The following is an 18,394-nucleotide window of genomic DNA, read 5'->3' on the forward strand; positions in this document are numbered from 1 at the left end:
CTCACAATCCAACGTAGCAGCTGAACGGCTGGTGAATGCCCCATTCAATAAGCGTTGCATATCATAGGCGTAATCTGCCTATTGGAACCCGTATCCACGCCCTTCGTTGAAGATCAATCAAAAGGAGAGAACAGTGTTTATTCGTGCTGCAATTCTGGCGCTGGCAATCCTAGGATCAGTCTCATCGGCCATGGCTCAGTTTCCAGGCTCGCCGAGTGGCGGGTGTCCGCACGGCTATGATTTCAACTACTCCAATGGGCGCTGTTATCCTAACGAATACAAAGCGCCAGGTACCTATGCCCGACCGCAGCCGGACTATCAAGGCTATAGAGCCTATGGGTACGGATCCTGCCCCGATGGGTACGACTTCAACTATGACAACGGACGCTGCTATCCAAATTGGAGGCGCGCGCCTGGGCGATACCGCTACTGATCTGGCCACAACTCTGACACCGACCATAGGCTTTGGCGTTCAGCTTGGCGCCAAAGGTCGCGCGACGTATCCGAGGAGATCGCGCGCGAGCTGGAGCGCCGCATCAACGACGAGGGCTGCGATATTCCGGAGGCGCTGCGCGATTTCATCGAAAGCCAGCTGGGCCGCGCGATCGGCGTGCAACTGGCGCTGCCGCTGCGAATCGCCGGCCGTGGCTAAGTGCACGGCCTGTGACGATCTCGGCTGCGTATGCGAGAACCACCCGGACTACCCATGGGACGGCCCGCGCGCATGCGGTTGCGGCGGCGCCGGCGCACCCTGCCCGGCCTGCAACATCCCGGCCGACGGCGACGCGCCGCGAATGCCGGACGGCTTCCGCCTGGAGGTCGATCGCGCTGGTTCTCGCGTGCGCGGTACAGCTTGGTCGGCGACACGCGCCAGCCAAGCCTTGGGGTGAACGCCTGCCCCCTACTCCAGCTTGATGTCCGCGGCCTCGATCACCTTCTTCCAGCGCGCCGTCTCGGAGGCGATGTAGGCTGCGAACGGCTCCGAATCCACCGCGACCGCAGCCGCGCCGAGCTCGGCCATCTTCTGTACCGTGTCCGGCTGCTGCATGAAGGCGCGGATCTCGGCCGAGAGCTTTTCGACGATCGGCTTCGGCGTGCCCGCAGGGACGAGGAAGCCGTGCCAGGCGACCGCCTCGAAGCCCGGTAGGAATTCGGCGACGGCCGGGACTTCCGGATCGAACGCGGCGCGCTTCGGCGTTGCTGTCGCAAGCATCGCGAGCTGGCCGGTCTTCACCTGCGGCAGCAGCAGCGGCACGTTGTCGAAGGCGAGATCGATCTGACCGCTGAGGAGATCGGTCAGCATCTGGCTGGAGCCCTTGTAAGGCACGTGCACCATCTTCGTGCCGGTCATCTGCTGGAACAGCTCGCCGGCCAGATGCTGCGAAGTACCGACGCCGGCCGAGCCGAACGAGACCTTGTCCGGATTCGCCTTCAGATAGGCGATTAGCTCCGGCACGGTGCGCGCCTTGATCTTGTTGGGGTTCACGACGAGAACGTTGGGCACGACGCTGATCTGGGCGACCGGCACCAGATCCTTGTCCGGCTGGTAGCTGAGCTTCGGCCCATAGAGCGAGGGGTTGATGGCGAGCGCCGACGTGCTGGCAAGCCCGAGCGTGATGCCGTCAGGCGCCGATTTCGCCAGCCGTGTCACGCCGAGGATCGAGCCGGCGCCGCCGACATTCTCCACCACGAAGGGCTTGCCGAGCTTGACCTGCAAATGGTTGGAGACCATGCGCGCGAAGATGTCAGCGGTGCCGCCGGCGGCGAAGGGAACGATCACCGTCACCTGCTTGGACGGATAGCCGTCCTGCGCCTTCGCCGGCGACGTCGCCAGCAGCATCACTGAGGCAAGAACAAGCCACATCGATCTCATCGAAGTTTCCTCTGTTTTCACTGTGTTATTGATTGGCCGCCGCGCGCGGCGGGTGTTTTAGAACGCGACCTCATACATCCCGTGGATCGCATCCCGGCCGAGATCGCGCGGGTTGTTGTCGAGCAGGCGGCGAATGGCGTGCGCCTCGTCGGCCATCACCCCGAGGTCGTCCTTGGGCACGCCGAGCGCGGACAGCCGCATCTCGATCCCGAGATCCCTGCAGAACTCGTAAGTCGCGTCGAACGCGCGTTTCGCATCGCCCTGCTCCGGCAGTCCGAGCGCCTGGAGCACTGCGCGCGTCTTCGCCTCGACCGCCGGCATGTTGAAGGCCAGCGTGTGCGGGAAGATCACCGCGCAGGCGAGCCCGTGCGCGACATGATGGCGCGTGCCAAGCGGATAGGCCACCGCATGGCCGGCGGTGGTGTTCACCGGTCCAAGGCAGTAGCCACCATAGAGCGAAGCCAGGGCAAGACCGGCGCGCGCCTCGCGGTCGCCGCCGTCGGCCACCGCGCGCTTGAGATAGCGCCCGACCAGCCGCGCTCCCTCGAGCGCATAGAGATCGATCGTCGGATGCGCCTTGCGGCTGGTATAGGCCTCGACGCAATGCGCGAGCGCATCGACGCCGGTGGCCGCGGTGACCTCCTTCGGCACGGTCATCGTCAAGTCCGGATCGACGATGGCGATGTCGGCGAGCATGAAGCGGCTCTGCACCGCCTGCTTGTTCTGGCTGACGGGATCGGTGACGAGCGCACGAGTGCCGGCCTCGCTGCCGGTGCCCGACGTGGTCGGGATCTGCATCAGCGCCACGCTGCGGCCGGCCACCTTCTCCGGCCCGACGATGTCGGCAAAGGCCACGTCGGACGTGCAGAGCACCGCGACCAGCTTGGCGAGATCCATCGCGCTGCCGCCGCCGAAGCCGACCACGAGATCGGGCTTGGCCTCGCGCGCCATCGCCACCGCCTTCTCGAGATTGGGCAGGTCCGGCTCGGGCTTGACGTCGCCGAACACCTTCACCGCACCCGGCAACGCCAGCATGTCGATGCGGCGCGCATTGAACGCATCGGAAATCACGAGCGGCCGCTTGGCGCCGGTCCGCTCGGCGAAGCGCGCCGCGGCCGTGATCGTGCCGTTGCCGAATTCCAGGATGGTGGGACGAAGGATTTCGATGGGCGTGAAGGCGTTGGTCATCGTGCGGTCGATCTCATGATTTGGATGCGGAGGCGCCAGCGGCCAGCCGTTCGGCATAGTCGATGGCCTCGATCAGGCTGTGCTCGTTGGCGATGCCCTTGCCGGCAATGTCGAAGGCGGTGCCATGATCGACGGAGGTGCGGATGATCGGCAGGCCCAGCGTGATGTTGACGCCGGAGAGCTCCTGCCAGCGGCCGGTCGCGGGATCGACCTGGAAGCCGAGCAGCTTGACGGGAATGTGCCCCTGGTCGTGATACATCGCGACCGCCGCATCGAACTGGCCGGCGCGCAGCTTGACGAAGATGGTGTCGCCGGGCACGGGACCGATGACATCGAGGCCGTCGGCGACCGCTTTGGCGATCGTCGGCGCCGACACGTCGATATCCTGCCGGCCGAACAGGCCGCCCTCGCCCGCATGCGGATTGAGCGCGGCGACCGCGATCTTTGGTTTGGCAATGCCGAGCCGGCGCAGCGCATCGTTGGTGAGGTCGATCACCATGCGCAACCGCTCCGGCGTCAGACGCTTCGGCACGTCTTCCAGCGCGACATGGGTCGAGACATGGCTGACGCGCATGTTGCCATGGGCGAGCAGCATCACCGAGCCGCGCACGCCGGTCAGATGGGCCAGCATCTCGGTATGGCCGGGGAAATGATAGCCGGCCTTGTTGAGGGCCTCCTTGTTGAGGGGGGCCGTGACGATGGCCGCGGTCCGGCCCGCCTGCGTCAGACGCACGCCCTGCTCGATCGCCTTATAGGCGAAGCGGCCGCCATCGGCGCTGAGCACGCCCGGCTTGATCGGGTCGCCCTCGGCGTCGGCTTGCAGGTAGCAGAGGTTGGGCCATTCGCGATCGTCCGCCGACACCTGCGGGATGGCAACGTCGGTGCCGAGCGCGGCCTTCGCGCCGTCCAACGCCGCGCCGCTGCCGATGATCAGCAGGCGCAGATCGCCCGTCGCGATCCGGCCCTTCAGCCCGAGGCAGGCCTTGACGATGATCTCCGGCCCGATCCCGGCCGGATCGCCCATGGTGATGGCAAGATGACGAGAGGTCATGTCGGACTCTCCATTCTGAGCAGATGATTGTCCCGGAGCAGATCACGCCAGAGATCGCGGGTTCCGAACGCTCCGGACTTCGAGACGACGTCAACGCCGGCCCAGCGCCCGCCTTGCAGCACTGAACGCGGCAGCCCCGGCACGATGCGTCCTGTCACCTGAAGGGCATGCGCGCCAAGGGCAACGCATGCGGCCTTCAGGGTCTCGCCGCCGGCGACGATCAACGTGCCGGGTCGATCGAGCGCCGCGATCAGCGCCGTCATTTCGCGCGCGATCCGCCGCGCCGCCTCGACGCGCGTCAGGCCTTCGGCGAGAGAGAATTTGACCAATGCGATTCCGTCACCGGCCAGCTTGCGCTGGACACGCATCGCGCCCTCACCTTCCGCAAGGGCGATGGTCGCCTCGCCGCATGCGGCGAGCTGCGACGCCGTGGCAGCCTGGTCCGAGCCGAACAGTCCCAGCACCGGCAGCTTCAACTGGCTCGGCGCGTCGGCACGATGGCTGCGGGCGAGCGCCCCGGCCAAGCCGCCGCTTCCGCACCACAGCACGGGCCCCGGCATGCGCCGTCCCATCTCCACCACACGATCGAGATCGATGTCGCTCTCGGCATCGAAGACCTGAACGCTGGCCTGCGCCAGCGTGTCGGCCTGCCCCTGCCGCGCCTCGATGCCCTCGAGCTGCAATTGGGCGAGGAGATTGTCGCCGACGCGATGCCAGTCGCCTTGCACCGTGCGCGCGAATTGCTGGCCATCGACGGTACGGCGTCCCTGATAGTCGAAGGCGGGCGCGACCACGCAAGATGCCCAATGGCCGCTGCGCAGGCAGGCGCCGAGCTCTGCCGCCCATGCGCCACGCAGGAGGCTATCGACCTTCTTGTAGCCGATCGTCGCCCCGTGGAGCTGCGGCGCCAGCCGCCCGACGATCTCGACGCTCTCGGCCTTGGAGCGCTCCCGCGTGCCGCTGTCGATCGCAAGGCTCCGGGAGCCCTGCGTCGCGGGCGCTTCCGGCCAGGTAACGTCGAACGATCCGCACAGGCCGACGAACTCCGCCGCGGTGTCAAGCGCACCGGTGAGATCGTCGGCAAGCAGGCGGACACTCGTCATCGGCGCACGCCTCCTGCGTCGAAAATCTTGCCCGGATTCATCAGGCCATTCGGATCGAGCAGATGCTTGATATCGCGCATCAGCTCGATGTCGAGCGGATCGGCGACGCGGGCGAGCCGGCCGCGATTGGTGATGCCGATGCCGTGCTCGGCGCTGATGGCCCCGCCTTGCGCCGCGGTCTCTTCGTCGACGATCTCGTTGATCTCGGCCACCAGCTCGGCCGTCGCATCCGGGTCCTGACAATGCGCGCGATCGATCAGTGCCACGACATGGATGTTGCCGTCACCGATATGGCCGTGCATGACGACGTTCGCATGTGGCACGGCGGCCTTGATCCGGGCCTCGACATTTTTGACGAAGGCCGCCTGGCGCTCCAGCGGCACGACGCTGTCATGCGACACCACGTAACCGCTGCGCTTGTTGCCTTCGGACACGCTGTGCCGGACCGCCCAGATCGCCTTCGCCTGCGCCAGGTTGGAGGCCAATATGGCGTCTTCGGCAAGCCCCGCCTCCATCGCCTCGGCAAGCACCGCGGCCAGCGGCTCGCTCAGGTCCACGCCTGCGAGCGTGTCGGTCAGCTCGACGATCAGATACCACGGCGTCGTCAGCTCGAAGGAGATCGTGACATGCGGCACCGTCTTCGCGATCGCCTCGATCTGCGACCGCGACATGATCTCGAGGCTGCCGAGCCGGTCGCCGACGGCACCGCGCAGGCGCTGCATGATCTCGAGCGCCTGCTCGACGCCCTGCAACTTCAATAGCGCCAAAGCCGAGCTGCGCGGCGGCGCGAACAGTTTCAGCACCGCTGCGGTGACGATGCCGAGCGTTCCTTCGGCGCCGATGAAGAGCTGCTTGAGCGCGTAGCCCGTGTTGTCCTTGCGCAGCGCGCGCAGGCCGTTGAAGACGCGCCCGTCGGGCAGCACGACCTCCAACCCGAGCACGAGATCGCGCGTCGGCCCGTAGCGCAGCACGGCCGTGCCGCCGGCATTGGTCGAGATATTGCCGCCGATCTGGCAGGAGCCCTCGGCACCGAGGCTCAGGGGAAAATAGCGATCGACGTCCCGGGCCGCGTTCTGCACCTCGGCGAGGATGCAGCCGGCCTCCACGGTGATCGTGTTGGCGAGCGGGCTGACGTCGCGCACGGCCCGCATGCGGTCGAGCCGGATCACGACATTGCCCGCGCGATCGTCCGGCGTCGCCGCCCCGCACATGCCGGTGTTGCCGCCCTGCGGCACGATCGCGAGCCGCCTTGCCGCGCAGAACTTGACGACGGAGGCGACCTCGGCGGTCGAGCCGGGCTTCACCACCGCCACGGCGCGGCCGTGATAGCGCCCGCGCCAGTCCACCACATAGGGCTCCTGGTCGGGCCCGGACGCGATGACGTACTTGTCGCCGACGATATCAGCGAGCCCGGCCAACGCACCCTGGAAAGAATCGGACATCGGATCGCCTCGTCGCCCGCGCCAAGTCTAGACGGCGGCGGCAGCGAATGCAGCAGCATCCGCGAGCAGTTCTTTCATTTGAGCCGGCGGCAGCGACTCCAGCGGCGGCCGCAGCCGCTGCCATCCGGCGTGACCGGTGCGCTCGGCCACCAGCGCCTTCAGCGATGCCATCTGCGGGAACCGCGAGACCAGCTCGCGCGCCTTCACGATGCGCGCCTGCGCCGCCTTGAGGGCCGGATCGTCATCGCCGTCGCGAAAGTGCTTGTAGACGTGGGCAAGACTGCGCGCGACGAGGTTGGACGTCGCGGTGATGCAGCCTGCGCCGCCCTTGCGCAGCAACGGCAGCATCAACGGGTCCGCGCCGCCCAGGACCGCGAACCCGGGGAAGCGCTCCACCATTGCGGTCATGTTGGCGAAATCGCCGGACGAATCCTTGATGCCGGTGAAGACGGCCGGATAGGCCTTGCGCAGCCGTTCGATCAGCGCATGCGAGATCGGCTGCGCCGACATCTGCGGATAGTGGTAGAGCACGACTTTCAGGCGCGCATCACCGATGCGCTGCACCACTTCGCTGTAGGAGGCGTAGATGCCGTCATCGCTGACGTTCTTGTAGTAGAATGGCGGCAGCATCACCACGGTGTCGACGCCGACCGAAAGCGCGTGACGCGTCAGCGCGATGGTCTCGGTGAGCGCGGCAACGCCGGTGCCGGGCAGAAGCCGCTGCGGCGCGATGCCGGCGGCCACCACGGCTTCAAGCAGCGCGGTGCGCTCGGCCGCTGAGAAGGAGTTTGCCTCGCCGGTCGTGCCGAGCAGCGCGATGCCGTTGCAGCCCTCATCCAGAAGGTAGCGGCAATGCTCCACGAAACGCGCGTGATCGGGCGCGAGCTCGGCGTCGAGCGGGGTCAGCGCGGCGGAGAACACGCCATGAGGGTGCAGCGATGATGTCGACAAGCTTCCTCCGATCGTCAAATCGATATTGTTCGGAATGCGAACATTTGTTATTTACTGATACTGTCAGTAAAATCAGCGCACCCCTGCGTCAAGGGTGATGCTGTCATGACGGGGGCATTCGAGCATGGCCAAGGTCCACAAGAAGGCCGCGAAGCGCAAACCTGAAGCTAGCCCAAAGAATCCCAAGAATTATGTCGCTTCCGTTGGGAAGGCCTTCGCTGTGCTCAGGAGTTTCACCAGCGAGGCCTTCGAACTCACCTTGAGTGAAGTCGCCGCACGCGCCGATCTCGATCGCGGGACCGCGTTCCGGCTGATCCAGACCCTGATCGAGCTCGGCTATCTCCAGCCGGTTCCGCAAAGCCGCCGGTTCCGCCTCGGGCTCGCCTGTCTCGACCTCGGCTACACGGTGCTGTCGCACGGATCGCTGCGAGCCATCGTCGAGCCGCTGCTGCGCGACCTCGTGCCTGACGTGGGCGATGCGGCCTCGCTCGGCATCCTCGACGGCGGCGACGTGATCTATCTCGCGCGCGTCGGCGCCGGCCTCGACCGTCACAAGATGGATCGCCGGCCGGGTTCGCGCATTCCCGCCTACAGCGCCGCGCTCGGCCATGTCATGCTGGCGCATCTGCCGCGGGACGAGCAGATCGAGCGACTGGAAGCGCGCCCTCGCGTCAAGCTGTCGGAACGAACGCTGACCGATCTCGACGCCCTGCTCGCCCGGCTCGACCTGGTGAGGAAGAAAGGCCACGCCGTCTCCGACGGCGAGAACGCCTATGGCTTGCGGACGCTGGCCACGCCGATCTTCGACGCCCAGGGTGTCGTGATCGGGGGATTGAGCGTCACCATCGACGCGATGCGCATGGACATGCCGGCCTTTCGCGACCAGGCGCTGCCGCGACTGACGCAGTTGACGCGCCAGGTGCAGGATATCGCGATCAAGTCGGGATTGTCGGGCTGAGGGCGGCGGACTAGACGACGATGTGATCGAAGTCGGCGGCGATCCGGCTGTTCGGGAAGATCCTTGCCGCCTCGGCCAGGATCTCTTCGTCCTCGTAGCGTCCCGACATATGGGTCAGCACGAGCTGTCCGACATTGTTCGCGGCCGCAAAGGCGGCTGCTTCTGCTGCGGTAAGGTGGCCGTAGTCCCGCGCGATCGACGCGTCGCGATCGAGAAACGTCGCCTCGATCACCAGCATGTCGGCGTCGGCGACATATTGCGACAGCCCCTCGGTGGTCTCGGTGTCGCCGATCACGACGAGCTTCCTGCCGCCGGTCGCCGGCCCCAAAACGTCCTCCGGATCGATCGTCCGGCCGTCTTCGATCACGACCGGCCGTCCTTGGGCCAATTCGCCGCGCAAGGGACCGTCGGGCACACCGAGCGAGGCGAGGCGATCGGGCAGAAGGTGACGGCGCGCGGGGCTTTGGAATACGAAGCCAAAGCTGTCGGTGTCGCGATGGCGGACCGGAAAGCAGTCGATGGTGAAGCCGCCGGCATCGATGACCTGTCCTTCGCTCAGCGCTGCGAACTCCACGGGGATCGGCGCCCTGCCCGCGCCCCACAGGCCCGCCAGCATCCGGATGACGATGTCGAGTGTGCCCGGGCCGCCATGAATGGTCATCACATCGGAGGATTGCCGCAAGCCCAGCGTCGAGAAGAGACCGGGGATGCCGAGCACGTGATCGAGATGAGCGTGCGTCAGCAGGATGCGGTCGAGCCGCCGGAAGCCGGCGCCACTGCGCAGCAACTGGCGCTGCGTGCCCTCGCCGCAATCGATCAGGATGCGCTTGCCCGCGGCCTCCACCAGGAGGGCCGGATGGTTGCGTTCCGCCGAGGGAACGCTGGCCGAGGTCCCGAGAAATGTCAGGGCGAACATGCTCGTCAGTGTCCCGAGACCGCCGCTCTCCCCGACAGCACCGGAGCGGCGCGCAAGGTGGACGGTCTCACCGCCCCAAATGCCACGCGAGCAGCAGCGCGTACAGGCCCATCGACGCGGCGTAGAGCGCGCCAAGCAGTGCGTAGCCCGCGATCTGGCGACCGAGCGTCGCCTTCGGCGTCACCCACCAGTCCAACGCCCTGAAGGCGGCCGGCACCAGCCACCAGCCGAGCAGCTGGGTGCTCACGAGATTGCCGACGAAGAGCGACAGCCAGACCGGCACGCCGTGGCTGTCGATCAAGGGCGCGCTGACGAAATAGCCCCAGAGGTAGACCACGGGATAGAGCACCAGGAGCACGATGAGGTTGCTCTTCCAGATCAACGCAGGCCCCTGCTCCGGAGCCTGCGTCTTGCCGGCCGGGAACCAGAAATTGAAGCCGTAGCTCGCCCGCTTCACGTTCATGCCCGCGTTGAAGCGCGCGCCCTCCCTAAGCAGGGTCTGCCGCAACGGCGAGTCGAGCCATGCGCTGAGGTTGGCATCGCTGTCGAATGACAGGATGACGATCCACTCGTCGTGCAGGCCCGGAATGGGCCGCTCGATCTTGTGCCGCAAAAATCCTTTGAACTCGGCTTCCGCGGCCTGGATGCGCTGCTGCCAGGTGAGGAAAGCGTCCTCCAATCCTGCCGGCACCTTGAAGGAGATCACGGCGGAGACCGCGCTGTCGCGCTGCACTCCGGTGTCGGGCAGGATATGGACGTCCTCCGAGCCAACGAAGAAGCGTTGTATCTCCGCAATCAGCTTCGCCCGCACCTCGCTCTGAAGCCAGGCGCGCGCCGCCGCCGGACTCGCGAAGCGCACGATCGTCACCCAGTCCACATGCGCCGGCGGCTGCGGCGGCACCACCTCCTGGCTGAGAAAGCCGGGCCAGGTCTTGAGCACCTCGCCGACCTCGCCGTTCCACCGCGCAAACGCCGCAAAGCCGTCGTCGGCGATGCGGCGCTGGATGACGAGGGCGACCGGCTGGCCGGCCGTATCGGGTGATCCGTTCATCGCGTCCGCTTCAGCTCTTCTTGTAGAGGCGCTTGCCCATCACCCAGGTCTCGTCGACGCAGCGATCGTCGCCGACCATCATGACGGCGAACAGCATGCTCGCGGCCTCATCAACCGTGCGCGGACCTGCACCGTCGGCAATCAGCGACTGGTGCCAGGGTTGCGCCAGTTGTCCGCCGTTCGGATCGAGCGCGACGAAATCGGCCTCCTTGCCGGGCTCGAAATTGCCGAGCTTGTCGTCGATGTAGAGGCCTTCGGCGCCGCCGAGCGTGACCGACCAGAAGCCACGATAGGGCGAGAGCTTGTTGCGCTCGGCTTCCGCGAGGTCCTTGCGCGACGGATCGATGCTGCCGTCGAGCAGCGTGTTGTTGCACATGCCGACCTTGTAAGCGTCGTCGAGCACGGAGATCATCGAGAAGCGGTTGCCGCCGCCGACATCGGTGCCGAACGACATCTTCACGCGATGCTCCGGATCGGTGGCGCGGCCGAGACGGAACAGGCCGCTGCCGAGGAACAGGTTCGAGCACGGGCAGAACACTACCGCCGCGCCTTTCTTGGACATGCGGCGGAATTCGTTGTTCGAGAGATAGACGCCGTGGCCGCCGGAGAACTTTGGGCCGACCAGGTCGAACTTCTCGTAGACGCCGAGATAATCCTGGCAGTCCGGGTGCTCGACCAGCACGCCGCTGCATTCGGCCGGGTTCTCGGAGATGTGGGTATTGACCCAGCAGTCCGGATGCTCGTGCTTGAGGCGCTGACACGCCTTCAGCAGCTCGGGCGAGGCGCCGAAGGCGAAGCGCGGCGTGATAGCGTAGAGGTTACGGCCCTTGTCGTGATACTGCGCGATCAGCCGCTTGCTGTCGCGATAGAAATTCTCGGGCGTATCGATGAATTCGGCCGGCGCGTTGCGGTCGATCCCGGTGAGACCCGCGATCACGCGCATGTTGCGCCTGCTTGCCTCCTCGAACAGCTCTTCGGTCGCGACCGGTGAGGAGCTGGTGAAGGCCTGGCAGGTGGTGGTGCCGGCGGCGAGCAGTGCATCGAGAAAACGCTTCACGCCTTCGCGCGCGTAGTTGCGATCCTTGTACTTGATCTCCTCGGGATAGATCGACTTCTGCAGCCACGGCAAGAGCTGCTCGCCATAGGCACCGAGCACGCGGGTCTGAGGCAGATGGATGTGGCCGTCGATGAAGCCCGGGACGATGATGCGGTCCTTGATATGGGTGATCTCAACGCCCGGATGCGCGGCGGCGATCTTCTCGTACGGACCGAACGCCTTGATGACGCCGTCGGTGACGACCATGAGGCCGTCCTGATGAAAGCGCGCAGCCGCCTGCTCGTTGCCGATGTGCTTCCAGGGATCGTCGACGAAATCGAAGAACGTGCCGCGAATACCGACGGTGGTCATGAACTGGTTCCTTCCTTAAGTCTGTGTGGCGTGGCGCGCCGCGGGCAGCGAGATCGCGAGCAGCGTGCCCGCAACAGTGCAGAGGCCGAGATAAAGCCAGCCGATCGGCGCCTGCGTTGCTTCGGGCAGCACCGCCGCGATCGCCATGGCGCCGCTCACCGCGAGATAGCAGAGTGCGCTGATGAGGCCGCCGATCAGGCCGTGGTCACGCTCGAACAGGCCGAGCGCCATGCCGTACATCATCGGGCACAGGACTCCGCAGCCGCCGAGCACCAGCGCGCCGCCGATCGTGATCGATGCGAAATCGAGACCGATGGTCATGCCTGTTACGGTCAGGACCGCGGAGCCTGCGAGAAACAGCGCGAAAGCGCCAAACCCCAGCATGCGGGCCGGCATGAAGCGCGCGAAATGTGCGCAGCCGAGCTCGCCGGCGAGATTGACGCCGCCAAGGCCGAGCGCGACGAGGCCGTAGATGGCCGCCGAATAGCCGAGGCCGGTCTGGTAGAAGAAGGGCGCGACGACGCCGAACGCCAGTTGCGCGCTCGCCGCCGCGGCAAAGACCAGCACGAAGGCCAGGAAGCCGGGACGAACAAGCGCGGCGCGAAGGATGCCGGCCGTGCGGCGCGGATCGAACGGCGCGCGCCGCTCCCCCGGCAACGTCTCGGGCAGCAACAGCACGACGATCGCGGCGACGATCGCCGCGGCAATGGCGATGATGACGAACACTCCGCGCCACGACGTCAGCTCGACGATGAAGCCGCCGGCCGCGGGCGCAAGCACCGGTGCAAGTCCCCAGGCCGCGCCAAGCAGGCCGGAGATTGCGGTGAGCTCGCAGCCGCGAAAGCAATCGGCCGCGACCGCATAGGCAACGACGAGGCAGGTGCAGCCGCCGACGCCTTGCAGGAAGCGTAGCGCAAGCAGCAGCGATGCGCTGGTGGCGAGCGCGCAGGCAATGCTCATCGCGATGAGCACCGACAGCCCCGCGAGCAGGACGTTGCGGCGACCGAGCGTATCGGAGGCGATGCCGACCGGCACCAGTGCGAGGCTCATGCCGAGCATGTAGGCGGTGACGGTGTTCTGCATCGACGCCGGATCGGCGGAAAGATCCACCACCATCTGCGGCAGGCCGGGCGTATAGGCATCGAGCGGAATCTGGCTGAACGGCACGACGCACAACAGGATCGGCACGATCCCGCCCTTCGCACGACCGGCGTCCGAAGTAAGTGCAGTCATGGGCAACGCCCCCTCGATGCCCGCGGGTTCCATCTTTTCGTGCGCGCAATGAGAGGCGACGATGCGGGGTGCGGATATGGACGCGCGGAGCGTGCCAGAACTGTGTGTAAAAACTCTTAGGACTACCGGTTCAATGCAGACGGCTGACGTGCCGATCGTCGCTACCTGGGGGTCCAAACAAAAAACGCGAAAACAACCCCATGCACAGTACAAATCAATGAGGAATTTCCTGCCGCGCGGGCTCGCGCCTTGCCCGCGAGGACGTTTGACACGTCGGGCAAGACAGGCGCAGGATTGCACGATCCCCAAACCTGAATTCGCCGCCGGGCCGAACCGTTAACCGTTCGGAAGGCATCGCTGCGTCTTCAAAACAGGAAGCCTTGAAGAGCTCCGAGAAACTGTCGCGGCGATTGAAGCTGCGGCACGTGGGCGCAGCCCGGGATGACCTTGAGCTCGGCGCGTGGCAATCCGGCGGCCAATTCACGCGACATCGGCGGCGGCGTCGCTTCGTCGTGCTCGCCCACGAGAACGAGGACCGGAACTTTCACCGCGGCAAGCTCGGCTCGAAGATCGAGGCTCGCCAATGCATCGCACGCGGCACGGAACACGCCGGGATCCGTCCGCAGAAACGCGGCACGACGATCCTGCATCAACTCCGGATGCTGCGCCTGGAACTCGGGCGCAAACAGGCGACGCATCGCGACGTCGGTGATGGCCTCCAACCCCTTCTCGCGCGATGCCTTCGCCATGTTGCGAAACGCCTCGCGGCCGGGCTCCGAGAACGCTGCGCCGCTGTCGGCGAGAACGAGCTTGCTGGCGATCTCTTGATGCCGGATCGCCATCTGCAACGCGACGAACCCACCGTAACCATTGCCGAGCACGATCGCCGGCGCGCCGCCCGCGCCTTCGCGCACGGCCTCGGCCATCCGGTCCGCGACCGCAGCAAGGCCGCCGTCCACCGGGCGTGAACGGCCGAACCCCGGCAGCTCCGGCACGATGGTGCGAAACGACCTCTGAAGCTCAGGCACGATCGCATCGAAGCTCGCGCGATCCGACAACAGCGAGTGAAAGAGGAACAGCGGCGGCCCCTCGCCCGATTGCGCGGCGTTGACGGTCCCGTTGGCAAGAAGCCTGTCCATGTCCGGTCTTTCCCTCACTTCGTCGGTCGTTGGCGCGCCGCGGAGGCGCTGATTGATAAATCAACTGTCAGGGAATTCAAGCATTTGGCCCTTGACGTGAAATATCACGATTGAGATATTAATGCCAAGGAGACCGAACCTATGATACTTTTGCGCGAGAATATCTACGACCGTCTCAGGTCTGATATTTTAGCTTGTCGCTTCGCGCCGGGCGATGAAATGCGCGAACAGGACCTTGCCGAGCGCTATGAAGTGAGCCGGCAACCGGTCCGGGATGCGCTTCTGCGCCTGCAGCGCGAGCATCTCGTGACAGTGCAGCCGCGCCAGGGCTACCGGGTCACGCCGATCTCGCTGGCGGACGCCCGCGACCTCCTGCGCTTCCGTCTTGCGCTGGAGCCGGCCTGCGTTGCCGAGGCGATCGAGAGCGCGCCCGACAGTGTCCTGAAATCGCTCGATGAATTTCGCCGCTTCGCCGGCAACCACGAGGACTTCATCGCCTACAATCGCGCCTTCCACTCCGCGCTGGCGCATGCGTCCGGCAATCGCCGGATGGCGACGGCGCTGTGCGACCTGATCGGCCAGGCCGACCGGCTGGTCCGCGTCAGCATCTCCAACCTTAGGGGGCACGACCCCGCGAAGCTCGTCGCCGAGCACGTCGCCCTGATCGACGCCATGCAGAGCCGCGAGACGCGAACCGCGGCGCGCATCATCAAGGCTCATATCGGGGCCACCGAAAAACGCGTTCTGCCGGCGCTCAAGCGCAACGCCGTCATCGTCGAGGAGAGGTCATCATGAACATTCCTTCAAAACCTGCGTCGATCGACGTCGAAACCCACGGCAATTTCATCGACGGACGTGAAGTCGAAGCCGGCAACGGCGCGATGCTCGACGTGCGCAACCCCGCGACCGGCGACGTCATTGCCCGCATTCCCAATTCAACTGCCGAGGACATCGACCGCGCCATGAAGAGCGCGCGCGCCGCGTTCGAAGGCAAGGCCTGGGGCGGCATGGATACGCGCGCCCGTGCCAGACTGGTCAACAAGCTCGCCGATGCCTTCGAGGCCAATCTCGACAGCCTGTACCGGCTGGAAACCCTCAACAACGGCCGCCCGGTCAACGAGACCCGCGCGCAGCTCTCCCGCCTGCCCGATTTCTTTCGCTACTTTGCGGGCGTTGCGCTGGCGCGCCGCGACTCCGTGATCCCCGTGGAAGGCGCGTATCTGAACTACACGCTTCGCACGCCGATCGGCATCGTCGCCAACTGCACGCCCTTCAACCATCCGCTGATGATCCTGTGCAAGTCGCTGGCCGTGGTGCTGGCGACCGGATGCGTCACCGTGGTCAAGCCGTCCGAATATACGCCGCTGACGACCTTGAAGCTCGCGCAGATCTTCACCGAAGCCGGCCTTCCGCCGGGTGTCTTCAATATCGTGCTGGGTCACGGCCAGAGCGCCGGCAAGATGCTGGCCGAGCACGGCGACATCGACAAGCTGGTCTTGACCGGCGGCACCGAGGCCGGCCGCATCGCCGGCAGCGCAGCCGCGAGAGTGTTCGCGCACCAGACCATGGAGCTCGGCGGCAAGACGCCGGTGATGGTGTTCGACGATTTCGACGTCGACCGCGCCGTCAACTACGCCGCATTCGGCGCCTTCATCGGCGCCGGCCAGACCTGCGTCTGCGCCTCGCGCCACATCGTCCAGGCCTCGATCTACGACGAGTTCGTCGAGAAGCTGCAGGCCAAGACCCGCACGATCCGCGTCGGCGATCCCTTCGATGCGAGCACCCAAATGGGCCCCGTGATCTCCGCCCGGCAGCGCGACCGCGTTCTCACCTACGCGGGCTACGGTCACGAAGACGGCGCGCGTCTCGTCACCGGCGGTGTTGCCGCGAAGGTGCCGGGCCACGACAACGGCTATTTCGTCGAGCCGACGGTCTTCGCCGACGTCACATCCGACATGCGCATCTTCCAGGAGGAGGTGTTTGGTCCCTTCACGTCGGTAACGCCGTTCAAGGACGAGGCCGACGCGCTCCGGCTTGCCAACGACTCGCCCTTCGGCCTCGCCGCAGCCATCCGCACGCGCGACGTCGCCCGTGCGCATCGTGTCGCCGCCTCGGTCAAGGCCGGCATCGTCTGGATCAACGATCACCATCGGCTCGATCCGGCCTCGCCCTGGGGCGGCGTCGACGATTCCGGCATCGGCCGCGAATGCGGCACCGAAAGCTTCAACGACCATTTCAACACCAAGAGCGTGATGGTCGCGACCCACGAGCAGCCGTTCGACTGGTATCGCGACACGGCCAATCAGAAGCGACTGAACTAGCCAAACTGCAAGCGGCAGACCGCCCAGAGAAGGTGGGCCGCATCAACGGGGATAACAGTCAAGGGAGAGCGTCAATGTCGACATCGGTGAACGCAGGCGGCCGTCTTGATCGGCTGCCGGTCGGGCCATTCCACCGCCGCATCATGCTGCTGATCGGCATCGGCATGTTTTTCGACGGCTTCGACATCTACATCGCCGGGACCGTGCTCAGCGTGACGCTGAAGACCGGCTTTTCGACGCTCGCCCAGAACGCGGCTTTCATCTCCGCGACGTTCGTCGGCATGATGCTGGGATCGTTCGGCACCGGATTCCTCGGCGACCGCTACGGACGCCGCTTCACCTATCAATTCAATTTGCTGCTTTTCGGCATCGCTTCCCTCGCCGCCGCGTTCTCGCCGAACATGGCCTTCCTCATTGCCTGCCGCTTCGTGATGGGGGTCGGCTTAGGGGCGGAGAATGTCGTCGGCTATTCGACGATGACGGAATTCGTGCCCGCGCGCACCCGCGGAAAATGGCTCGGCTTCACGGCCGTCTGCGTCGTCACCGGCTTGCCGGTCGCCCTGCTGGTCGCATCGGTACTCGTGCCGCAGTTCGGCTGGCGCTCCATGTTCGTGCTCGGCGGCGTCGGTGCGCTCGTCGTCTGGTACATGCGCAAGTCGTTGCCGGAATCCCCGCGCTGGCTGGAAGCGGTCGGTCGCACCGCTGAAGCGGAAACGCTGATGCAGGCCATCGAGAAGGAGGCGGCGCAAGGCCAGCCCTTGCCTCCTCCCGCAGCTACGGCACCGGCCCCAGTGTCCCCCGATCTCGGCACGCTGTTCACTGCTCCCTTGCTGTCGCGGATGATCGTCGGCGCCGTCTGCCTGATCACGATCAACACCCTGCTCTATGGCTTCGTGACCTGGCTCCCGGTGTTCTTCGTCAAGCAAGGGCTCTCGATCGCAACCTCGTTCGGCTACTCGCTGCTGATGGCGATCGGCGCTCCCGTCGGCGCGGCGATCGGCGCATTGACCGCCGACCGCTGGGGCAGGAAGCCGACCATCATCGGCGCGTCGCTGATCGCAGTGGCGCTCGGCGTCCTCTACCCCATGATCTCCGATCCGATCCTGCTGCCGGCCGTGGGCTTTGCGCTGACGGTGCCGATCTACGTCCTGGTCGCGCTTCTGTTCGGCATCTACATCCCCGAGCTGTTTCCGACCGAGGTCCGCCTGCGCGCTTCGGGCATCGTCAACACGCTCGGGCGCGGCGCCACGATCGTCACACCATTCCTCGTGGTGTCGCTGTTCGAGACGCGCGGCGTGGCCGGCGTGATGGCGCTGATGATCGGACTGCTGGTGGTGCAGATCATCACGGTCTGGGCGCTCGGCATCGAGCCGCGGCATCGCAGCCTCGAGGAGCTCAAGGCCGAGGAATCGGCTTCGCCGGTGCTCAAGGAAGCTTCCTGAGCATCACTGTTCGCTGGTCTGCGGGCGCCCCGGCATCGACGTCGGGACGATCGCATAAGAAGGCGTGGCGGGAAGCTCGCCCGCGGCCCATCCTTCGAGACGCCCGCCTACGGCGGGCCCTCAGGATGAGATCGCGTTTTGCGGCGGGATGTCTGCCCCTCATGGTGAGGAGCCCGCCAAAGCGGGCGTCTCGAACCATGCAGGCCGAGTTCGTCCGGCAGTCTCCTGGCTCCCAAATGCGACCAGCCCCCGCCCCGACCGGCGGGCAGATCTGGTTCCCGTTGCGCTGCCTCCTCATCACGCTCCCAACATTGCATG

Annotated in this window: 15 protein-coding genes; 4 read left to right on the forward strand and 11 right to left on the reverse strand. The window is 65.9% G+C overall.

Going from position 1 to position 18,394, the window contains the following annotated elements; genetic code table 11:
• Positions 1–901: 901 nt before the first annotated feature.
• Genes AB5K84_RS27675 through AB5K84_RS27700 form a run of 6 tightly spaced genes read right to left on the reverse strand, consistent with a single transcriptional unit; the run spans position 902 to position 7,608 of the window.
• Entirely contained in the window at positions 902–1,873 is a 972-nt protein-coding gene (locus AB5K84_RS27675; RefSeq protein WP_038966280.1) for a Bug family tripartite tricarboxylate transporter substrate binding protein, read from the reverse strand.
• Between the two features lie 57 nt (positions 1,874–1,930).
• The gene (locus AB5K84_RS27680; RefSeq protein ID WP_028170942.1) at positions 1,931–3,061 is read right to left on the reverse strand and encodes an iron-containing alcohol dehydrogenase; all 1,131 of its coding nucleotides are present in this window, start codon (positions 3,059–3,061) and stop codon (positions 1,931–1,933) included.
• A gap of 13 nt (positions 3,062–3,074) precedes the next feature.
• Positions 3,075–4,112: a 4-hydroxythreonine-4-phosphate dehydrogenase PdxA gene (pdxA, locus tag AB5K84_RS27685; protein ID WP_011086666.1), complete on the reverse strand. Its 1,038-nt coding sequence runs from the start codon at positions 4,110–4,112 to the stop codon at positions 3,075–3,077.
• Complete coding sequence (locus tag AB5K84_RS27690) at positions 4,109–5,215, reverse strand: four-carbon acid sugar kinase family protein (protein WP_011086665.1); 1,107 nt, start codon at positions 5,213–5,215, stop codon at positions 4,109–4,111. The genes pdxA and AB5K84_RS27690 overlap by 4 nt, the downstream gene beginning before the upstream one ends.
• Positions 5,212–6,657, reverse strand: coding sequence for an FAD-binding oxidoreductase (locus AB5K84_RS27695; protein WP_011086664.1), 1,446 nt, complete (start codon positions 6,655–6,657; stop codon positions 5,212–5,214). Before AB5K84_RS27695 ends, AB5K84_RS27690 begins: the two co-directional genes overlap by 4 nt.
• 27 nt (positions 6,658–6,684) lie before the next feature.
• Positions 6,685–7,608, reverse strand: a complete 924-nt coding sequence (locus AB5K84_RS27700) for a dihydrodipicolinate synthase family protein (RefSeq protein ID WP_028170938.1) — start codon at positions 7,606–7,608, stop codon at positions 6,685–6,687.
• Between the two features lie 124 nt (positions 7,609–7,732).
• On the opposite strand from AB5K84_RS27700, the gene AB5K84_RS27705 reads away from it, so the two are divergent.
• A complete protein-coding gene (locus tag AB5K84_RS27705; protein ID WP_011086662.1) occupies positions 7,733–8,566 on the forward strand; it encodes an IclR family transcriptional regulator in 834 nt (277 codons plus the stop codon).
• 10 nt (positions 8,567–8,576) lie between these two features.
• Here AB5K84_RS27705 and rnz read toward each other — a convergent pair whose 3' ends face one another.
• The 5 genes from rnz to AB5K84_RS27730 form a co-directional block, all read right to left on the reverse strand.
• Entirely contained in the window at positions 8,577–9,482 is a 906-nt protein-coding gene (gene rnz, locus AB5K84_RS27710) for a ribonuclease Z (RefSeq protein ID WP_011086661.1), read from the reverse strand.
• 67 nt (positions 9,483–9,549) lie between these two features.
• A complete protein-coding gene (locus tag AB5K84_RS27715) occupies positions 9,550–10,533 on the reverse strand; it encodes an antibiotic biosynthesis monooxygenase (protein WP_011086660.1) in 984 nt (327 codons plus the stop codon).
• A 10-nt stretch (positions 10,534–10,543) separates the two neighbouring features.
• Positions 10,544–11,941, reverse strand: a complete 1,398-nt coding sequence (gene guaD, locus AB5K84_RS27720; RefSeq protein WP_011086659.1) for a guanine deaminase — start codon at positions 11,939–11,941, stop codon at positions 10,544–10,546.
• Between the two features lie 15 nt (positions 11,942–11,956).
• Positions 11,957–13,174, reverse strand: coding sequence for a multidrug effflux MFS transporter (locus AB5K84_RS27725; RefSeq protein WP_038966278.1), 1,218 nt, complete (start codon positions 13,172–13,174; stop codon positions 11,957–11,959).
• Positions 13,175–13,539: 365 nt separating this feature from the next.
• The gene (locus AB5K84_RS27730) at positions 13,540–14,313 is read right to left on the reverse strand and encodes an alpha/beta fold hydrolase (protein WP_038966277.1); all 774 of its coding nucleotides are present in this window, start codon (positions 14,311–14,313) and stop codon (positions 13,540–13,542) included.
• Between the two features lie 141 nt (positions 14,314–14,454).
• Here AB5K84_RS27730 and AB5K84_RS27735 point away from each other — a divergent pair, with 141 nt between their 5' ends.
• From AB5K84_RS27735 to AB5K84_RS27745, 3 genes are all read left to right on the forward strand, one after another.
• Complete coding sequence (locus AB5K84_RS27735; RefSeq protein WP_011086656.1) at positions 14,455–15,108, forward strand: GntR family transcriptional regulator; 654 nt, start codon at positions 14,455–14,457, stop codon at positions 15,106–15,108.
• The gene (locus tag AB5K84_RS27740; protein WP_011086655.1) at positions 15,105–16,634 is read left to right on the forward strand and encodes an aldehyde dehydrogenase; all 1,530 of its coding nucleotides are present in this window, start codon (positions 15,105–15,107) and stop codon (positions 16,632–16,634) included. The genes AB5K84_RS27735 and AB5K84_RS27740 overlap by 4 nt, the downstream gene beginning before the upstream one ends.
• A 74-nt stretch (positions 16,635–16,708) precedes the next feature.
• Entirely contained in the window at positions 16,709–18,076 is a 1,368-nt protein-coding gene (locus AB5K84_RS27745) for an MFS transporter (protein WP_038966276.1), read from the forward strand.
• Positions 18,077–18,394 lie beyond the last annotated feature (318 nt).

Source organism: Bradyrhizobium sp. 1200_D9_N1_1 (assembly GCF_052075915.1).
Taxonomy (GTDB): Bacteria; Pseudomonadota; Alphaproteobacteria; order Rhizobiales; family Xanthobacteraceae; genus Bradyrhizobium; species Bradyrhizobium diazoefficiens.